Origin of the sequence: Streptomyces sp. NPDC048603 (assembly GCF_043199475.1) — a bacterium.
GTDB lineage: Bacteria > Actinomycetota > Actinomycetes > Streptomycetales > Streptomycetaceae > Streptomyces.
The window spans coordinates 410,216-426,682 of the sequence record NZ_JBICVY010000002.1 but is presented as its reverse complement, the minus strand read 5'-3'; the positions used below and the strand labels follow the sequence as shown (position 1 = coordinate 426,682).

Sequence of the window (16,467 nt, the reverse complement as noted above, 5' to 3'; positions counted from 1 at the left end):
GCCCGTGTCCACCGACGCCGCGCCCGACGCCAAGCCCGGCCCCGCGCCAGGCCCCGGCCCCGGCCCCGCACCCGACCTCGGTCTCGGCCTCGCCCGCCGGGCCACCGCCGACCCGCTGTTCCGGCTGGCCACGTACGCGCTGGAGGCCGCGCACGGCCGCCGGCCCACGGCCGTGTGGAGCGCCCCGCACGCCTTCCGGCTCGCTCCGGCCCCGGGGCCGGACCGGGTGGCCGCGGCCGGGTGGCCGGTCGCCGCGGCCGCCGCCCCGCGCGCCGACGGCCTGGTCCGGCTCAGCTCGCTCAGCCATCCCGCGCACAGCTGCGACCTGCCCCTGGCCCTGGACGGGCCGCCGCCCGACGGCGTACCGGACTGGGCGGCCCGGACGTACGGGCTGCTGCGGGCCCTGGCCCGGGCCGGCCACGGGCGCGGCGGTACGGACCTGCACGTGCACGGCGCCCTGACCCCCGCCGCCGGCCTGTCCACAGCCGAGCCGGCGGACTGCGCGGTCGCCCTCGCCGTGGCCGACGTACACGGGCCGGCCGGCACCGGACCGGACCGCGAGGAACTGGCCGGGCTGCTGGCGGAGGCGCTGCCCGCCGGCCCGGCCGGCGGTGACGACGGGCTGCGCCGCGCGGTGCTGTTCGCCCGGCCCGGCGAGGCCCTGCTGCCGGAGCCGGGCGGGCCCCGGCGCTACGTGCCCTTCGACCCGCCGGGATCCGGGGTGCGGCTGCTGCTGATGGCCGTACGCGGTGCTCCGGCGGACCGGGCCGCGGACCTCGGGCAGGCCGCGGAACTCCTGCAGCGGGCGGGGGCGGCGGCGGTATGGGCTCCCGGGAGGCGGGCCGGCCGGAGCGTCCTGGTGCTGCTGCCGGAGGAACGCGTGACGGCGGCACGGGCCGGGGTCGCGGCGGAGTTCCGCGGCCGGAGCCGGCCCGTGCCGCGGTTCCTGAACGTGCCCGTGGCCGGAGCGGCCCGGCGGGAGGAATGAGCCACCGGAACCGCACCGGGAGACGGGCACGGACCGCACGACACGGAGAACGGAAACAGGAGGAACGAACCATGCCAGACACACCGTCACATCCCGCACCCCACGGGCCGCGACCGGCCGGACGGCGCGGCCGGCCCCGCCGGCGGGCGGCGGTCGTCGCCGCGCTCGGCGCCTTCGGCCTGCTCGGCGCCTTCACCGTCGCCAACTCGCAGGCCGCCGAGACCGCTTCGGGCACGCGGACGACCGCGGCGGCCTCGTCGGCCTCGGCGGCCGCCGCGCTGCCGGCGTACGACCACGTGGTGGTCGTCGTCTACGAGAACAAGCAGTACGGCGAGATCATCGGCAGCGGCAACGCGCCGTACATCAACCAGCTCGCCAACAACGGGGCCAGCCTGACCGGCATGAAGGCCCTCACCCATCCCAGCCAGCCGAACTACTTCAACCTGTTCTCGGGGTCCACCCAGGGCATCACGGGCGACGGCTGCTACACCCCGCAGTCGATGACCGCGGCCAACCTGGGGCAGGAGTTGATCGCCGCCGGCAAGACCTTCGCCACGTACAACGAGGACCTGCCGAGCGAGGGTTCGACCGCGTGCACCAACGGCCAGTACGCGCAGAAGCACAACCCGTGGTTCGCGTTCAAGAACGTGCCGCTGAACACCGGCAAGACGTGGACCCAGTTCCCGCAGGGGAACTTCGCGGCCCTGCCGCACCTGTCGTTCATCGTGCCGAACCAGTGCAACGACATGCACTCCTGCTCGGTGTCGACCGGTGACACCTGGACGAAGAACAACATCGACGCGTACGCGCAGTGGGCGAAGAACAACAACAGCCTGCTGGTGCTGACCTGGGACGAGGACAACTACCTCGGCTCCAACCAGATCGCGACCGTGTTCTACGGCGCGAACGTCAAGAAGGGCACCTACGCCACCGCCTTCAACCACCACCACCTGCTGCGCACCTTCGAGGACCTGTTCGGCACGACGCACGCGGGCAACGCGGCCAACGTCCAGCCCATCAGCGAGGTGTTCACGGCGGGCACCGACCCGACGCCGACACCCACGCCGACACCGACACCCACGCCCACACCGACCCCCACCCCCACTCCAACCCCGACGCCGGGTGACCTCAAGGTGGCCAACCCGGGCCCGCAGACCTGCAAGTTCAACCAGTCCTGCACCGTCCAGATCACCGCGACCGGCGGCAAGGCACCCCTGAAGTACACCGCGACCGGCCTGCCCTGGGGCCTGTCCATCGACCAGAACACCGGCCGCATCAGCGGAAAGCCCTGGGCGAGCGGACCGATCCAGATCACCGCGACCGCCACCGACTCCACCGGAGCCACGGCGTCCGCCGCCTTCCAGCTGACCGTCAACTGGTTCTAGCCGCACCTTCAGAACCTTCAGCACCATCAGCACCTTCACCACCTTCGTCCGAGGGAGACCTCCGTGTACCTGTCCGCAGGCCGGGCGGCGGATTCCGCCCGGGGCATCCCCGTACGGACCACACGGCGCGGGGCGGTGCCCGGCACCGTGCTCGTGCTCGGCCTGGTCAGCCTGGTCACGGACATCTCGGCGGAGATGGTCACCGCCGTCCTGCCGCTCTACCTGATGGCCGGACTCGGCATGTCTCCGCTCGCGTTCGGCGCCCTGGACGGGCTCCACCAGGGCGCCACCGCACTGTTCCGGCTGGCCGGCGGGCACGTCGCGGACCGTACCCGGCGGCGCAAGGTGGTCGCCGGGACCGGCTACGCCCTGTCCGCCGTCTGCAAGGCGGGCCTGCTCGCCGTCACCACCCCCTGGGCGGTGGCGGCGGTGCTGGCCGCCGACCGCACGGGCAAGGGTCTGCGCACCGCCCCGCGCGACGCGCTGATCTCGCTGTCCGCGCCGCCCGGTGAACAGGGCCGGGCCTTCGGCGTGCACCGGGCGATGGACACGGCGGGTGCCCTGCTGGGCCCGCTGGCCGCGTTCGGCGTGCTGTGGGTGGCGGTGGACGCCTACGACGCGGTGTTCACGGTCAGCTTCTGCTTCGCCGTCCTCGGCGTGGTGGTGCTGGCCCTGTTCGTGCGGGAGGCGCCCGCGCGCGCCGCCGCCCGCGCCCCGCTCCCCCCGCTGCGGACCCTGGCCCGGATCCCGGGCCTGTGGCGGCTCTGCCTGGCCGCCGCACTGCTCGGGCTGGTCACGGTCAGCGACTCCTTCCTGTACCTGCTGCTCCAGCGCCGGCTGGACCTGCCGGCCGCCTGGTTCCCGCTGCTTCCGGTGGGCACGGCGGCCGGGTTCCTGCTGTGCGCCCTGCCCGCGGGGCGGCTCGCCGACCGGCTCGGACGGCGGCGGGTGTTCCTCGGCGGGCACGCGCTGCTGCTCGGCGCGTGCCTGCTGGTGCTGGCCCCGGTCCCGGCCGGACTCCCGCTCGCCTTGGGCGTGTTGGCGCTGCTCGGCATGTTCTACGCGGCCACCGACGGCGTGCTGATGGCTGCGGCCGGACCCCTGCTGCCCGAGCGGCTGCGGAGCACCGGCCTGGCCGTGCTGCAGACGGTCCAGGCGCTGGCCCGGTTCGGCGGTTCCCTGCTGTTCGGGGCCGCGTGGACGCTGTGGGGACCGTACGCGGCGCTGTCCGCGGCGGCCGCGGGACTGGCCGCCGTACTGGTGGCGCTCTGTGTCCTGGCGCCCGTACGAGCCCCGGGCCGGGGCCTCGCACCGGAGTAGGCTCTCGGCCGTGCACGACGTCTCGAAGACGTCCGGACGTTTGCCGGTGCGCAGGACCGGAAGGCGGGAGACGATCCACGGACGACGGCACCCCTCAGGAAAGGTAGGGCGCCAGCGCGGTCGCCGTCAGCCCGCAACCCAAGTACTTGCCCATGGTGTGGAAGTCGACGGCAGCGATGTGTGCCTCGTGGTGGCTGTCCACCGGAAAGCGGTCACCGAGACGGCGGGGGACGGCGACCAGATCACCCGGATCGGCGATGTTCACCCAGCGCGCCAGACCTGGGGGTCTGCTGCCCCGGCCGCCGGTCGGCGCAGGTTCCAGTGCGTCGAAGACACCACCCGGCAGGCCGAGCGGTGAGCCGAGGGTCACGAGCAGTTCGACGCCGGGCAACGCGTGGGCGTGCAGGGCCTCGTAGGCGACGATCGAGCCGAGCGAGTGGGCGACGACGACCCTGGCACCCGATGCACGTACCGCGTCGGCGACGACCTCACGCGCCGCCTTGCGCCGCTGCGGCGAAGTCAGGTACGTGTACACCTCGGGCATCAGCGCGACGGCGATCCGCGCCACCACCCTGCTCGGCAGGCCGTGCCGACTCGCAAGCCACGAGAGTGCCTGGCGAACCGGCATCGTGCCCGGGGCCTGGCCGTCATCCGGTTCCGGCGGCAGGCCCGCCGCCCTGAACCAGGCCGTCAGGAGCTCCTGCTCACCCGGTCCGAGAGCCTCGACCTCGTCGTCCCACGCGCCCTGGGCATCCGCGTCGTTCAGCAGGTCGGCGTAGTACGCGGCGTGCACGTGCGGTGGCGGCACATGGCCGATCCCGGCTGCCATGTAGCCTGCGGCGAGCTGCTCCGACCAGTCGTCGGCGAGTGCGGCTGCGGCCTCGGCAGGAAACACGCCGGGCATCCAGTTCCGTACGCCGTGCACCATCACCACGTCGTGTCGCGTCACGGCATCATCCTTCCGCCTGCTGGCCGGTGGTCCACCCAAAGTACGTGATGCGGCTCCCGTACGCGGCGAGCACTCCGGCGTCCGACACCGCCAGCGCCCGGAATTGTCCGGCGACCTGAACCGAACCCAGCAGTTCCGAGCCGCCGAAGGGTGACCACACGCGGATCGCTCCCTCGTACGAGGCACTCACCAGGTGGAACGACGAGCCCCGGGCCACCGTGTGGAGCGCCGGTACGGGCTCTTCCACGCCGGTGCGGAACGAGAACACCTCACGCCCGCCGACGACGTCGTGCCCGGTGATGCGGCCATCGTCAAGGGCCGCGACGACGATGGGTCTGCGGTCGTGCAGGCCGAACGCGAGTGCTTCGGGTGCCGCCGGTTCTCCCTCCTCGAACTGATCCTGACGGACCGTCATGTCCCTTGTGCGGCGGCCGTCGTGAACGGCCAGGCCGCCGTGCCAGCGCGCGAGCGCAACCAGGCTGAAGTCACCGACGTCACCCACCGCGTATTCGACGGCTTCGCTGTCCGGGATGCGGTACAGGGATTCAGGCGCGGCGGCATCGGCGAGGACGAGGCCGGACGCGTCGAATCCGCACAGGGTGTCCCTGCCCCGGTAGCGGATCCAGCGCAGACTCCGGAGCTCGGACGGCCAGCACCACGTGCGGCGCGTGCGGCCGTCCGTCAGGCCGATGAGGCGCCCGAAGCCGTGCATCTCGCTCAGGACGGCGACCGGTTCGCCGTCCAGCAGACCCGCCGTGGCGGAGACGGCATGGGGGTGGCGCCCGGAGTGCACGCACAGGCCGTCCTGGGTGTCCCAGGTGTGCAGTGTCCCGTCGTCGCTCAGGCTCAGGGCCAGCTGCCGGCCCCGGTGGCCGACGAGGGCGACGGACAGGATGTCATCGTCGTGCCCCTGCCACGTGGACAGCTGCCGGTCGGGGGCGATCCAGGTGAGCACGGCCGCTTGATGCTGTCGGGTCTCCGCGACGGCGTAGAGGCGCGGGCCGTCCGCGGCCAGGGCGCGGAGGCTCACTCCGTCCGGGCAGGCCGGTGCGTGCGAGGTCGTGCCCCTCGGCGTGCGGATCTCGACGCGGCCGAGGCGTCCGATGGCCGTGTGCTCTTCCCCGTTGATGTCGAGCAGGGTCACCGCCTGTGCCATGCCGCCGGAGTCGGGCAGGTCCTCGACACGGCCGTCATCCGGGTTCAGTGTCCGTACTCCGTCGTCCGCGCAGGTCACGATGTGGCGCGTACTGCCCGTCCGGCTCGGTGTGACGCTGTGGATGCGCGACGCGTGGACGGCGCGGGTGCGATGGCCGCCGCCATCGGCGTCCCAGAGTTCGACGGTGCCGGCCGAGGTGCCCACGATCACCGCGGGTGTGCCGTCGAATTCGGCGAGGGCGATGCACGTGCACTCCAGCGCCGGTTCGCCCACGTCGGGATCGTCGAACGGATCCGTGTCGTCGAACGCGTCGAAGTCGCCGGCGGGGTCCCCGTCGCCGAAGGAGCCGAGCAGCCCGCGCGCCTCCAGGTCTCCGAACCAGGTGTCCTGGAGGTCGGCCGTCCACAGGTGGGTGCCGTCGACCGAGTACACCGAGACGTCCGCAGCCGTACACGCGGCCACCACCCATGCGCCGCGCAGGGTGCCGATCGCGATACCGGTCACCTCGTACTGCAATTCGACCGTCCAGGCCGGCCGGTCGCCTCCCATGTGCCACAACTCCAGGTGACCCGATCCCGTGCCGATCGCCACCGACACGGTGTCGTCCAGCGCGCTCGACGCGAGTGCGGTGATGTCGCCGTCGGACGACTCCAGAGTGACCAGCACCCCGTCGGTTCCGGCGTCCCGGATCTGGATCGCGCCCCCCGGATACGCGACAACGGCGACGAGCCCCGCCTCCGGCCCGGCGAAGACCGTCTGCCCGGGGAATCGCAAGTCACCCGTGTCCAGTTCACGCGTCTGAGAGCCCCATTGGAGCGTGAGCACGTCGCGCGGTCTGTTCTCCGGAGTGCGCAGCCCGTCCAGTCCCTGGACCAGCCACTCCTCCCGCCAGGCCACGGCGTTGGTGCGCAGCCATTCCCAGCGCACCCACGGATCGTCCTGCGGGGCGAGCGCCGAGGCGGCGAGCTCGGCGACCTGCCGAGCCCGAAGGGATCTCGCGTTGCCCAATTGCGCCCGCAGAGCGGTGGGATCGCCGTGGACCAGGAACGCCGGCGATCTGAGGAGATCGTCGAACTTCCCGGCGTCGACGGCATGTTGCGCGGCATGCCGCAGTACGTAGGGAAGGGCCAGGTCCCACGCCGGTTCGCCGCGCTCGTCGCGGCCCGGCACCGAGCAGCGCAGGGCTTCGTAGAGGCGACGGCGGTCCGCGTCATCGGCCCGGGCCAGGTGGTCGGTCAGGCTCTGGTGGAAGAACCGGTACAGGCGGCGCCCGTCGGTGTCCGTGGCCGTACGCACATAGAACGAGGCCGCCTGGATGGCGTCCCGGACCTCTTCGATGTCCGGTGGGGTGCCCGGCGGTGCGGTGAGGACAGCGGCCACTGTCTGGATGATCTCCAGGGGCATGCCCTGACCGAGGCCGTGGGCGACGGCGGACAGGACCGCGCGGATGGACGGCCGCTCGCGGGTCAGCACGCCGAGATGCAGGTCGAGCATGCCGGGCAGATCGTCCGGAACGCGCCGGACCGCCTCGGCCGCTGTGAGCGGCGTGTCATGCTCGGCGAGATAGTGCGCGAAGAGCGAGGCCAGCAGGAATCCGCCCTTGTGCTGCGCTGCGGCGAGCCGTCGGGCGACCGCACGGGCCAGTTCTCCGCGCGCCGCGGACGTACCCGGGCCGCTGTACGAGGGCACCTCTTCCAGAAGGTCCGAGAGGTAGTCGCCCAGTTCCCGCTCGCGCTCCTCGGCAGGTGCGTCGTCGAGGTTGATGGAGAACACGGGGCCGGCGTGTGGCTGGAGTTCGGGAAACCTGTCCCACCAGGGGCGTACACCGATGACGACTTTGCAGAGCGGGGCACCGTGCGCGTTCCTGGGCGCACGGGCCAGGGGCAGCAGAACCGTACGCAGTAGCTCCTTGTCGAGGGACGCCTCGTCGAGGGCGTCGATGACGACGACCGCGGGCTGCCGGGTAGATCCGTGCTGGCGCAGGCGCTCCAGGAGCACATCGGTGGTCCAGCCGCGGTGCGGTACGTCGTCGTACCCGAACTGGCGGCCGATGGAGGCGAGCACGGCTGCCGGGTCGCGCTGCCTTGCGTGCACAGCGGCGAACCTGGGATGTGGCTCAACGCGTAGCTCGCTCGGCACGACGGAGCGGATCGACCCGGACACTTCGCGCAACTGATCGTGTGCCAGGCAGGTGAGGACGCCGAGCAATGCCGACTTCCCCGAGCCCGGACTTCCGGTCACCACGCACAGTGCGGGCGCTCTTTCGTTCTCCAGCCAGGCTTTCAGTGCGGCCAGTTGGTGCCGGCGACCGGTGAAAAAGCAGCGGCGGGTGATGTTCTGCTGGTGCGGGGTGCCCGAGGCGCGGGAGACGAAGTGGACGACATCGAGCCCTGGATCGACTGCGGACGCGAACTGCCACAGTCCGTTCTCCACCTGTTGCCGGTAGCGGCCGCCTGCCGTTTCGCGGAAGGCCGGGTTCTGCAGGAACGGCGGCACAGGTCCGTCGGCCTCTGGGTGGGCCGTGCGCAGCACCCGCTGCGGGGCCCGGTCCTCGGCCTGCAGGAGACGCGCCAACTCCCTGTCGATCTCACGCGCGAACGTCTCCACCGGCACATGGCTCACACCGGGCGACAGATCGAGCCAGCCCGCCTTGAGGCGGGCCAGGACGGTGCCGGTGGCCCGCGAGAAACGTGCCCCGTACGCCTTCTCGTCGTCGGCACAGGCGGCGATCACCCAAGCCCGGCGCCGATCCACGGACAGGCGGTGCAACCATTGCTGCAGCGCGGCCCTGCCCGCTCCGCAGACGTCGAGCAGAAGGAGTACCGGTGGCCCGCTCTCGGTGTTCTCCACCTGCTTCAGCCACCGGTCCACGTCGACGGCTGTGAACGCCAGCTCGCGAAGCCGGGTGTCACGGGCGGCGAGGTACAGCTCGTTGTCGGTCGCCCCGGGGACTCCGTGCCCGAGGAAGTGCACGATCAGTCCCGAGCCGGCACGCGCGGAAGCCTCGAAGGCATCACGCCACGACTGTTCCAACGCGGTGTACGACAGGTCGATCCACGGTCCTTCGCCGTGAAGGGTGATGCCGGGGTGGTTGCCGAGCGCTGCGGCGACACCTGCGGCCGCCTCCGGTATGAAGGCCAGCGGATGGAGCGGTGCAGGTCCCGGCACATCACCTGCAGTCACCCGTCCGGCTTCGAAACTGCCCATCCCCACGATGAGCGCTGTGACCAAAGCCCCTCCCCTCCCCTGACTCGCCTGGCCCGAGTGTAGAAGAGCGCGGGTTGCGGCATGGCGGGCCTGTGCGGGCGTAGGCTCGTGACATGTCGCCCGAACCGGCAGGACCGCCCGAGGCAAACGGACCGTCCGGAATGCCTGCGGCGCCGGGAAGCCTGAAGGGCCGGGTGGCCCTCGTCGCCGGCGGCACCCGCGGCGCGGGCCGGGGCATCGCCGTACAGCTGGGCGCGGCGGGTGCGACGGTGTACGTGTCGGGGCGCAGCACCGCCGGCCGGCGGTCGGAGTACGACCGTCCGGAGACGGTGGAGGAGACCGCGGACCTGGTGACGGCGGCGGGCGGTCAGGGGATCCCGGTGGTGTGCGACCACCTGGAGCGGGACCAGGTCGAGGCGCTGGTCGGGCGGATCGACGCCGAGCAGGGCCGGCTGGACGTGCTGGTGAACGACGTCTGGGGCGGAGAGCGGCTGTTCGAGTGGGACGCCCCGGTGTGGGAGCACGACCTGGACAACGGGCTGCGGCTGCTCCGGCTGGCGGTGGAGACCCATGCGGTCACGAACCACATCGCGCTGCCGCTGCTGCTGCGCACGCCGGGCGGCGGCGGTCTGGTGGTGGAGATGACGGACGGGACGGACGAGTACAACCGGGCCAACTACCGGGTGTCGTTCTTCTACGACCTCGCCAAGTCGTCGGTACTGCGGATGGCCTTCGCGCTCGGGCACGAGCTGGGGCCGCGCGGTGCGACGGCGGTGGCCCTGACCCCGGGCTGGCTGCGCTCGGAGATGATGCTGGAGGCCTTCGGCGTGGCGGAGGAGAACTGGCGCGAGGCCTGCGAGCGGGTCCCGCACTTCGCGATCTCGGAGACCCCGTCGTACGTCGGCCGGGCGGTGGCGGCCCTGGCGGCGGACCCGCACGTGGCGCGCTGGAACGGGCAGTCCCTGTCGAGCGGGCAGCTGGCCCGAGAGTACGGCTTCACCGACCTCGACGGCAGCCGCCCGGACGCCTGGCGCTACCTGGTGGAGGTCCAGGACCCGGGCCACCCGGCCGACACCACCGGCTACCGCTGAGCCGGGGTCCGGGTCAGCCCTCTTCCTCCAGCCGCCGCAGGCGTTCGGTGTCGCAGGTGCGGGGGCAGGCCTGGCAGGCACGGGCTTCGGGGAGGGTGTAGTACATGCAGCAGCCGAGCCGGGTGCGGGTCCGGTACTCCTTGCCCCCACTGCCCGTCAGGAGGCGGAAGCCGGCACCGCCGGGGAACGGCGCGATGGCCTCCGGGAGCAGTTCGCCGGCCGCCCGTACGGCGTGCTCCTCCTGGCCCAGCGTCCGGCCCAGGTACCAGATCCCGGAGATGAGGCAGTCGGCCGCCATCCCCCACGAGGCGCGGGGGCCGCGCCGGGTGCGGGGGCCGATGGCCGCCAGCAGGGGGCGGGCGTGGTCGGCGACGGCGGCCCGCAGCTCGGCGCGCAGGGCTTCCTCGTCGGCCACCACCCGGGCGCCGCGGAGTCCGGCGGCGGGGTCGTCCGGCAGGCAGGCGAAGACCGAACCGGGGAGGACCTGAAGGCTGTTCGTCTCCCGGTCGCAGCGGATCTCTCGGGGCCGGATGCGGGGCACGCGCCGCTCCAGGTACCACATGCCGCTCATCAGCAGGCTGACGCCCCAGAGGTGCCGGTTCAGCGCCCGCGAGGCGGCGGCGTCGCCGCGCGGCTCGTGGCCGGTGGCCTCGCGGATGCGGGCGGCCTCGGCCCCGACGAACGCGTCGAGCTCCGCGGGTCCGTCCGCGGGGGCCACCGCGTCGGCCCATTCGGGCGAGTCCGGCTGTGCGATCCGCGCGCCCAGGTCTTCGCAGAGGGCGATGAGGCTCAGGTACCCGCGGGCGAGGAGGTCGGACGCGGCCGGTTCGGCGACTGCCGTCACGACCCCGGTGGTGGCCGTGGTCATCGGCTCTCCTCGTGCTGCACCACAACGACTCCCGTCCCGCGCCGCGCCCGGTCCGGACACGCCAACCCGTCAAAGGTAAGCCTTACCTTACCGGTTATGGATCGAGGAGTCGATACACGATCACCCATACGGCCCACGGCCGGGGGAGACCCCGTGCGCCCGGGGCCGCCGGACCCTCCGGCGGGCAGCGGTGGACGCCCGGTGCGGGCCCCGGTCAGCGCAGGCCGAACCCCCAGGACCGGCCCGTTCCGGAGGCCCGCCGCTCCTCCCGGAGCAGCCGCTTCAGGCGCGTGCGGGTGTCCTTCACCTCCCGGGTCAGCCAGTGGCCGGCGCCGTAGACAGTGTCCAGCCGGTGCAGCAGCGGCTGGACCATGGCCAGGGCCCGCTCCGGGTCACCCGCCTCGCCGATGCTGCGGGCCACCCGGTACGCCACCTCCTCGTCGCCCCGCAGGGCCAACTCGTCCAGGTCCGGGTAGAGCTGACGGTACAAGGCGGCGGCCGTGTGGAAATCACCTGTCAGCCAGGCGTTGTGGACCACCCGCCGGCGTACGTCGTACGACGCGTGGTCGTCGGCCGACAGCATCAGCTCCGGCACGAGCGGGGCCAGCAGTGCGTACTGCCGGGCCGCTTCCTCGGGGGTGCGCCGCGCCCACACCTCGTCCAGGACGCCGGAACCCCGGTACGAGGCACAGGCCAGGTAGTAGCGAGCCAGCAGGGTGACGGTGTCGGAGGCGCCGAGCACCCGGGTCGCCTGCTCGATGATCTCAAGGAGCTCGCGCTCGTGGTGGAGGCCGTCGCCGGAGCCGTATGCCGCCGCCTCGCCGACGCACACGGCACGTGCGTAGATGGTGTCCCGGTTGTCCACTCCGAAGACGCGCATCATGCGTGGCAGGATCCGTTCCAGCTCGACCGGTGCCTCGCGGTGGACTTCCCGCGCCCACAGGTACGTGGCCTCCACGGTCAGCCAGTCCTCGGGGCCGAGCTCCTCGGTGAAGTCCTGCACGAGCATGCGCAGCCGGTCGCCGTAATCGGCCGGAGGGTTCGCCACGAGCTGCTCGAGACGCCGGTCCAGCAAGTGGCGGATCGGGTCGTCGGCCGGGTTGGCCCAAGGGGCGGGCGCGGTGGCACCGGGCACGGCGGGTGCGGCCTCGTGAACCGTCGGCGGGTGGGAGGGGGGCGGCGGGATCGCTCCGGGAGCGTCCACGACGGTCACGGGCGGGAAGCCGGCAGCGGCCCCGGCCGGGGCGCCGGCCTGCCCGTGCGCGATCTCCCTCAGGCGGCGGACGACCTCCGCCGCGTCGGCGGGACGCTGCCGGGGGTCCTTGGCGAGCAGGTCCAGGACCAGCCGGTCGAGCGCGGCGGGAATCCCGGGACGCAGGCCGCTGGGGACGGGCGGCGGGACCTGGAGGTGCTGGGCCAGCAGCTCGTGCAGCTCGCCGCCGGTGAACGGCAGCCGTCCGGTGAGCAGTTCGGCCAGGACGCAGCCCAGGGCGTAGAGGTCGGCCCGCCCGTCCACCGGCACCCCGTCCGCGCCGCCGGTCCAGCGCTCCGGGGCCATGTAGGGGAACGAGCCGATGATCATGCCGGTGGCCGTCAGGTTCGTGAGGGCCGGCGCCGGTCCGCCCTGCGCCTTGGCGATGCCGAAGTCGAGGACCTTCACGACCCCGCTCCCGGTGACCATCACGTTGGCGGGTTTGACGTCCCGGTGCACGATGCCCGCCCGGTGTGCGGCGCCGAGCGCGTCGGCGATGTGCACGGCCCACTCCAGGACGTCCGCGACCTCGGGGAGGCCGGCCTTCAGGACCGTGGCGAGGGTGTCTCCCTGGACCAGCTCCATGACCAGGAAGACCATGTCCTGGCCCTCCCGCAGGCCGCGGCCCACGTCGTGGACGGTGGCGATGTTCGGGTGCGAGAGGTTCCCGGCCAGGTTCGCCTCCCGCTCCAGCCGGCGGACGTCATCGGCTGTCCCCGGGTATCCGATCTTGACGGCGACCCACCGGCCGACCCGGTCGTCCCAGGCCCGCCAGACCTCCCCGAAGCCCCCACGGCCGAGCAGTTCCTCCAGCTCGTACCGGTCTTCGATCCGTTCCCGTACCCGCACCCCACGCCTCCTGTTTCCGCGGCCCCGACATTATGCGGGACGGGCCGGGGCCGTCAGGAGGCGGCCTGACGCCCCTTCAGCGGCTCTCGGGCGGGGTGAAGTACGACACCACCTCGGCCTCGTCGACCTCCGGGAGGGTGGCCGGGGACCAGCGCGGGGCGCGGTCCTTGTCGATCACCTGGGCGCGGATCCCCTCCACCAGGTCCGGGAGCCTCCGCAGGGCCGCGCAGGACACCGTGAACTCCTGCTCCAGCGCCTCCTCCAGCGAACCGAGCGAGCGGGCGCGCCGCAGCGCGGCCAGGGTGATCTTCAGGGCGGTGGGGGACTTCGCCAGGATCGCCTCGGCCGCCTCCTTGGCGGCGGGCGCTCCGTGGGCGAGCAGCCGCTCCACGATCTCCTCGACGGTGTCGGCGGCGTAGCAGGGGTCGATCCACTCGCGGGCGGCGCCCAGTTCCCCCGCCGGGGCGGGCCCGGCGTACTCGGGCAGCACCTCGGCGGCCGCGCCACGGCTCAGCGCGGCGACCAGCTCCGGCAGCCGCGCCGCCGGTACGAAGTGGTCGGCGAGCCCGCACAGCAGCGCGTCGGCGGCGCCCACCGCGGCCCCGGTGAGGGCCATGTGGGTGCCGAGCTCGCCGGGGGCCCGGCCCAGCAGCCAGGTGCCGCCGACGTCGGGGACGAAGCCGATGCCGGTCTCGGGCATGGCCACGCGGGACCGCTCGGTGACGATCCGGACGTTCCCGTGGGCCGACACCCCCACTCCGCCGCCCATCACGATGCCGTCCATCAGGACGACGTACGGCTTGGGGTAGTGCGCGATCCGCGCGTTGAGCCGGTACTCGTCCCGCCAGAAGTCCACCGACCCGGTGCCTCCGGTGAGGGCGTCCCGGTGGAAGGCGCGGACGTCGCCGCCCGCGCACAGCCCCCGTTCCCCGGCCCCGGTGACGAGCACCTGAGTGACCTCCGGGTCGTGCTCCCAGGCGTCCAGCGCCTCCGTCATCCGCAGCACCATGGGGTGGGTGAGCGCGTTCAGGGCGGCCGGCCGGTCGAGGACGATCCGCCCGGTCCGGCCCTCCCGCCCGATGAGTACGCCGTCGTCCCCGGCCACCGTCATCCCGTCCACTCCCGTGCGCTCCCGTCGTTTCGCCTCGTTCGCCGCCCGCCTCCCGCGCGGAGGGGCGGCCCGGTCCTATCCTCATCCTCCATGGGACGGATCATCCTGCCGGTGTCGGTCTCCCTCGACGGGTACTTCGAAGGACCCGGACGCGAGCTCGACTGGCATCTGGTCGACGAAGAGCTGCACACCCACTTCAACGAGCAGGCCGCCCGGATGGCCGCCTTCCTCTCCGGCCGGGTCACCCACGAGCTGATGGAGCAGTACTGGCCGACCGCCGACGAGAACCCGGACGCGAGCGCGCCGGAGGCGGAGTTCGCGGAGATCTGGCGGTCCATGCCGAAATACGTGTTCTCCCGGACCTGGGACCCGGGAGCGCACCGGGAGTGGAACACCACGGTGGTCCGGCACGTGGACCCGGCCGAGATCGAAGCGCTCAAGGCCGCACCCGGCGGGGACCTCGGGCTCGGCGGCGCCGACCTGGCGGCCACGTTCATGCGGCACGGCCTGATCGACGAGTTCCGGCTGTACGTCCACCCGGTGGTGCTGGGCGACGGCAGGCCGCTCTTCCCGCGGACGGGTATCCGCACCAACCTGCTCCCGGCGGGCAGTCACACGTTCGGCAACGGCGTGGTCCTGCTCCGCTACCTCACCCCGCGGGACCGGGCTGGCTCTTCCTGATCACGCCGGGCCCGCTCCGATCCGGGACACCCGGCCCGATCCGGGACACCCGGCCCTGGGCGGGAGACCCGGCCCGGCGGGTGTATGGCCGGTCGCGGCCGGGCATCCGCCGGGCCGACGACGGCCCGCCCCGAGGGGTCACCCGCGGCGCCACCACCTCGCGCGGGGCCGCTCCGCGGCGGGCTCGGCTTCGGGAGCGGGCAGGAAGGGCTCCTCCGCACGCTGCACGGGAGCCGCCACCGGCCGTGCCGTCTGCCGTTGCGGGGTGAAGACGACGGGCAGGCCCGTGAGCCGCCGCGACATCCACGAGCCCACGACCTGCAACTCCGCGTCGACGATGGCGAGTCGGATGTCGGGGATGCGTTCCATGAGCAGCTCGATGCCGGTGTCGGCGATGGCCCGGCCGAGGTCCTGGCCCGGGCATTCGTGCGCGCCGGCGCCGAAGGCCAGGTGGGACCGGTTGCCGTGCATGGGCCGCCCGTCGGGGCGGATGCCCGGGTCGACGTTTCCGGCGGCGATACCGAGCATCACCATGTCCCCGGCCCGGATCGGGGTGCTGCCGATCGTGGTGTTCGCAGTCGCCCAGCGGGTGGGGACCACGGCGAGCGGCGGGTGGTCCCACAGCACCTGTTCCAGCGCGTCCGGGAGGGTCATCTGGCCGCCCGAGAGGTTGCCGCGGAACCGCTCGTCGGTCAGGACCATGCGCAGCGTGTTGGCGATCAGGTTGGACGTGGGCTCCAGCGAGCCGACGAGCACCAGGCGCAGGTGCTCGCCCACCTCCTCGTCGGTCAGCCCGGACGGGTGGACCAGCAGCCAGCTGGTGAGGTCGTCCCCCGGCTCCAGCCTCTTGCGTTCCACCAGCTCGCGGACGATATCGGTGACCAGCTGGTTTCCGGCGAGGGCGGCTTCGGTGCCGCTGAGCATGTCGGCCACCGCCCTCCCCACGGGCAGGGCGTCGGCCTCCCGGATGCCGAGCTGCTGGGCCATGACCAGCGCCGGCAGCTTCCGGGCGAAGTCGGCCACGAGATCGGCCTGGCCCCGCCCGACGAACTCGTCGACGAGGCGGGTGGCGTAGCGGGAGAGGCTGCGGCGCATCCGGTGCCGGTTCACCCGGCCGAAGCTCTCGGTGACGGCGCGCCGCAGGCGGGCGTGCTCGGCTCCGTCGGTCAGTGCCACCAGCGGCTGCCACGCGGTGATGGGCAGGAGCGGCGAGTCCGGCGGAAGCGTGCCGTCCCGCATCGCGTGCCAGTGCCGCGAGTCGGAGGAGAACAGGCGCGAGCGCATCACGTCGAGGTTCTCCCGGTGTCCCAGGACCAGCCAGGCCGGCACGTCCCCGTACAGCAGGACGGGGGCGACGGTCCCGTGCTCGGCGCGCAGTTGCTCGTACAGGGCGTACGGCTGGGATTCCGCCTCGGCCCCGTACAGCTGGCGTACTCCGCCGCCGCCCGCGGCGTGCATCGGGCAGCCGGGCGCAGCGGTTCGGGCGGAGTGGGTGGAGTCGGGGGGTGGGGTGGTCACAGGTCCTCCGGACAGGTTGCGGGCTCCGCACGGCTTCGGGGGTGGGCCCGCACAGGGAGTAACGATGGTTCGGCACCGCGCAGCTTACCGGC

At 73.0% G+C, this 16,467-nt stretch carries 11 protein-coding genes; 5 read left to right on the top strand and 6 right to left on the bottom strand.

All coding sequences use genetic code 11. The features are described 5' to 3' along the window. The first annotated feature begins 4 nt into the window (after positions 1-4). The 3 genes from ACGFQ9_RS05605 to ACGFQ9_RS05595 all read left to right on the top strand — a co-directional run bounded on the left by ACGFQ9_RS05605 (position 5) and on the right by ACGFQ9_RS05595 (position 3,693). Positions 5-988: a galactokinase gene (locus ACGFQ9_RS05605; RefSeq protein ID WP_393571472.1), complete on the top strand. Its 984-nt coding sequence runs from the start codon at positions 5-7 to the stop codon at positions 986-988. Positions 989-1,059: 71 nt separating this feature from the next. Beyond that, on the top strand, positions 1,060-2,373 hold the full coding sequence (locus tag ACGFQ9_RS05600; protein ID WP_393571470.1) for an alkaline phosphatase family protein: 1,314 nt from the start codon (positions 1,060-1,062) through the stop codon (positions 2,371-2,373). Positions 2,374-2,436: 63 nt separating this feature from the next. Continuing rightward, positions 2,437-3,693 (top strand): MFS transporter, encoded by a 1,257-nt coding sequence (locus tag ACGFQ9_RS05595; RefSeq protein WP_393571468.1) that lies wholly within the window; start codon positions 2,437-2,439, stop codon positions 3,691-3,693. Between the two features lie 94 nt (positions 3,694-3,787). On the opposite strand, the gene ACGFQ9_RS05590 is transcribed toward ACGFQ9_RS05595, so the two are convergent. Further along, entirely contained in the window at positions 3,788-4,642 is an 855-nt protein-coding gene (locus ACGFQ9_RS05590) for a serine peptidase (RefSeq protein ID WP_393571466.1), read from the bottom strand. A 4-nt stretch (positions 4,643-4,646) separates the two neighbouring features. Further along, on the bottom strand, positions 4,647-8,966 hold the full coding sequence (locus tag ACGFQ9_RS05585) for an AAA family ATPase (RefSeq protein WP_393571464.1): 4,320 nt from the start codon (positions 8,964-8,966) through the stop codon (positions 4,647-4,649). 200 nt (positions 8,967-9,166) lie between these two features. Here ACGFQ9_RS05585 and ACGFQ9_RS05580 point away from each other — a divergent pair, with 200 nt between their 5' ends. Beyond that, positions 9,167-10,096, top strand: a complete 930-nt coding sequence (locus tag ACGFQ9_RS05580; protein WP_393571462.1) for an SDR family oxidoreductase — start codon at positions 9,167-9,169, stop codon at positions 10,094-10,096. Positions 10,097-10,109: 13 nt separating this feature from the next. Here the strand turns inward: ACGFQ9_RS05580 and ACGFQ9_RS05575 are convergent, their stop codons facing one another. The 3 genes from ACGFQ9_RS05575 to ACGFQ9_RS05565 form a co-directional block, all read right to left on the bottom strand. Continuing rightward, on the bottom strand, positions 10,110-10,964 hold the full coding sequence (locus ACGFQ9_RS05575; protein WP_393571460.1) for an iron-sulfur protein: 855 nt from the start codon (positions 10,962-10,964) through the stop codon (positions 10,110-10,112). 214 nt (positions 10,965-11,178) lie between these two features. After that, the gene (locus tag ACGFQ9_RS05570; protein WP_393571458.1) at positions 11,179-13,065 is read right to left on the bottom strand and encodes a protein kinase; all 1,887 of its coding nucleotides are present in this window, start codon (positions 13,063-13,065) and stop codon (positions 11,179-11,181) included. A gap of 76 nt (positions 13,066-13,141) precedes the next feature. Next, positions 13,142-14,176, bottom strand: a complete 1,035-nt coding sequence (locus tag ACGFQ9_RS05565) for an enoyl-CoA hydratase/isomerase family protein (RefSeq protein WP_393571874.1) — start codon at positions 14,174-14,176, stop codon at positions 13,142-13,144. A gap of 90 nt (positions 14,177-14,266) precedes the next feature. On the opposite strand from ACGFQ9_RS05565, the gene ACGFQ9_RS05560 reads away from it, so the two are divergent. After that, positions 14,267-14,857 carry a dihydrofolate reductase family protein gene (locus ACGFQ9_RS05560; RefSeq protein ID WP_393571456.1) on the top strand — a complete coding sequence of 197 codons (591 nt, stop codon included), beginning with the start codon at positions 14,267-14,269 and terminating at the stop codon, positions 14,855-14,857. Between the two features lie 138 nt (positions 14,858-14,995). Here the strand turns inward: ACGFQ9_RS05560 and ACGFQ9_RS05555 are convergent, their stop codons facing one another. Further along, positions 14,996-16,375, bottom strand: coding sequence for a cytochrome P450 (locus ACGFQ9_RS05555; protein ID WP_393571454.1), 1,380 nt, complete (start codon positions 16,373-16,375; stop codon positions 14,996-14,998). Between the last annotated feature and the right edge of the window lie 92 nt (positions 16,376-16,467).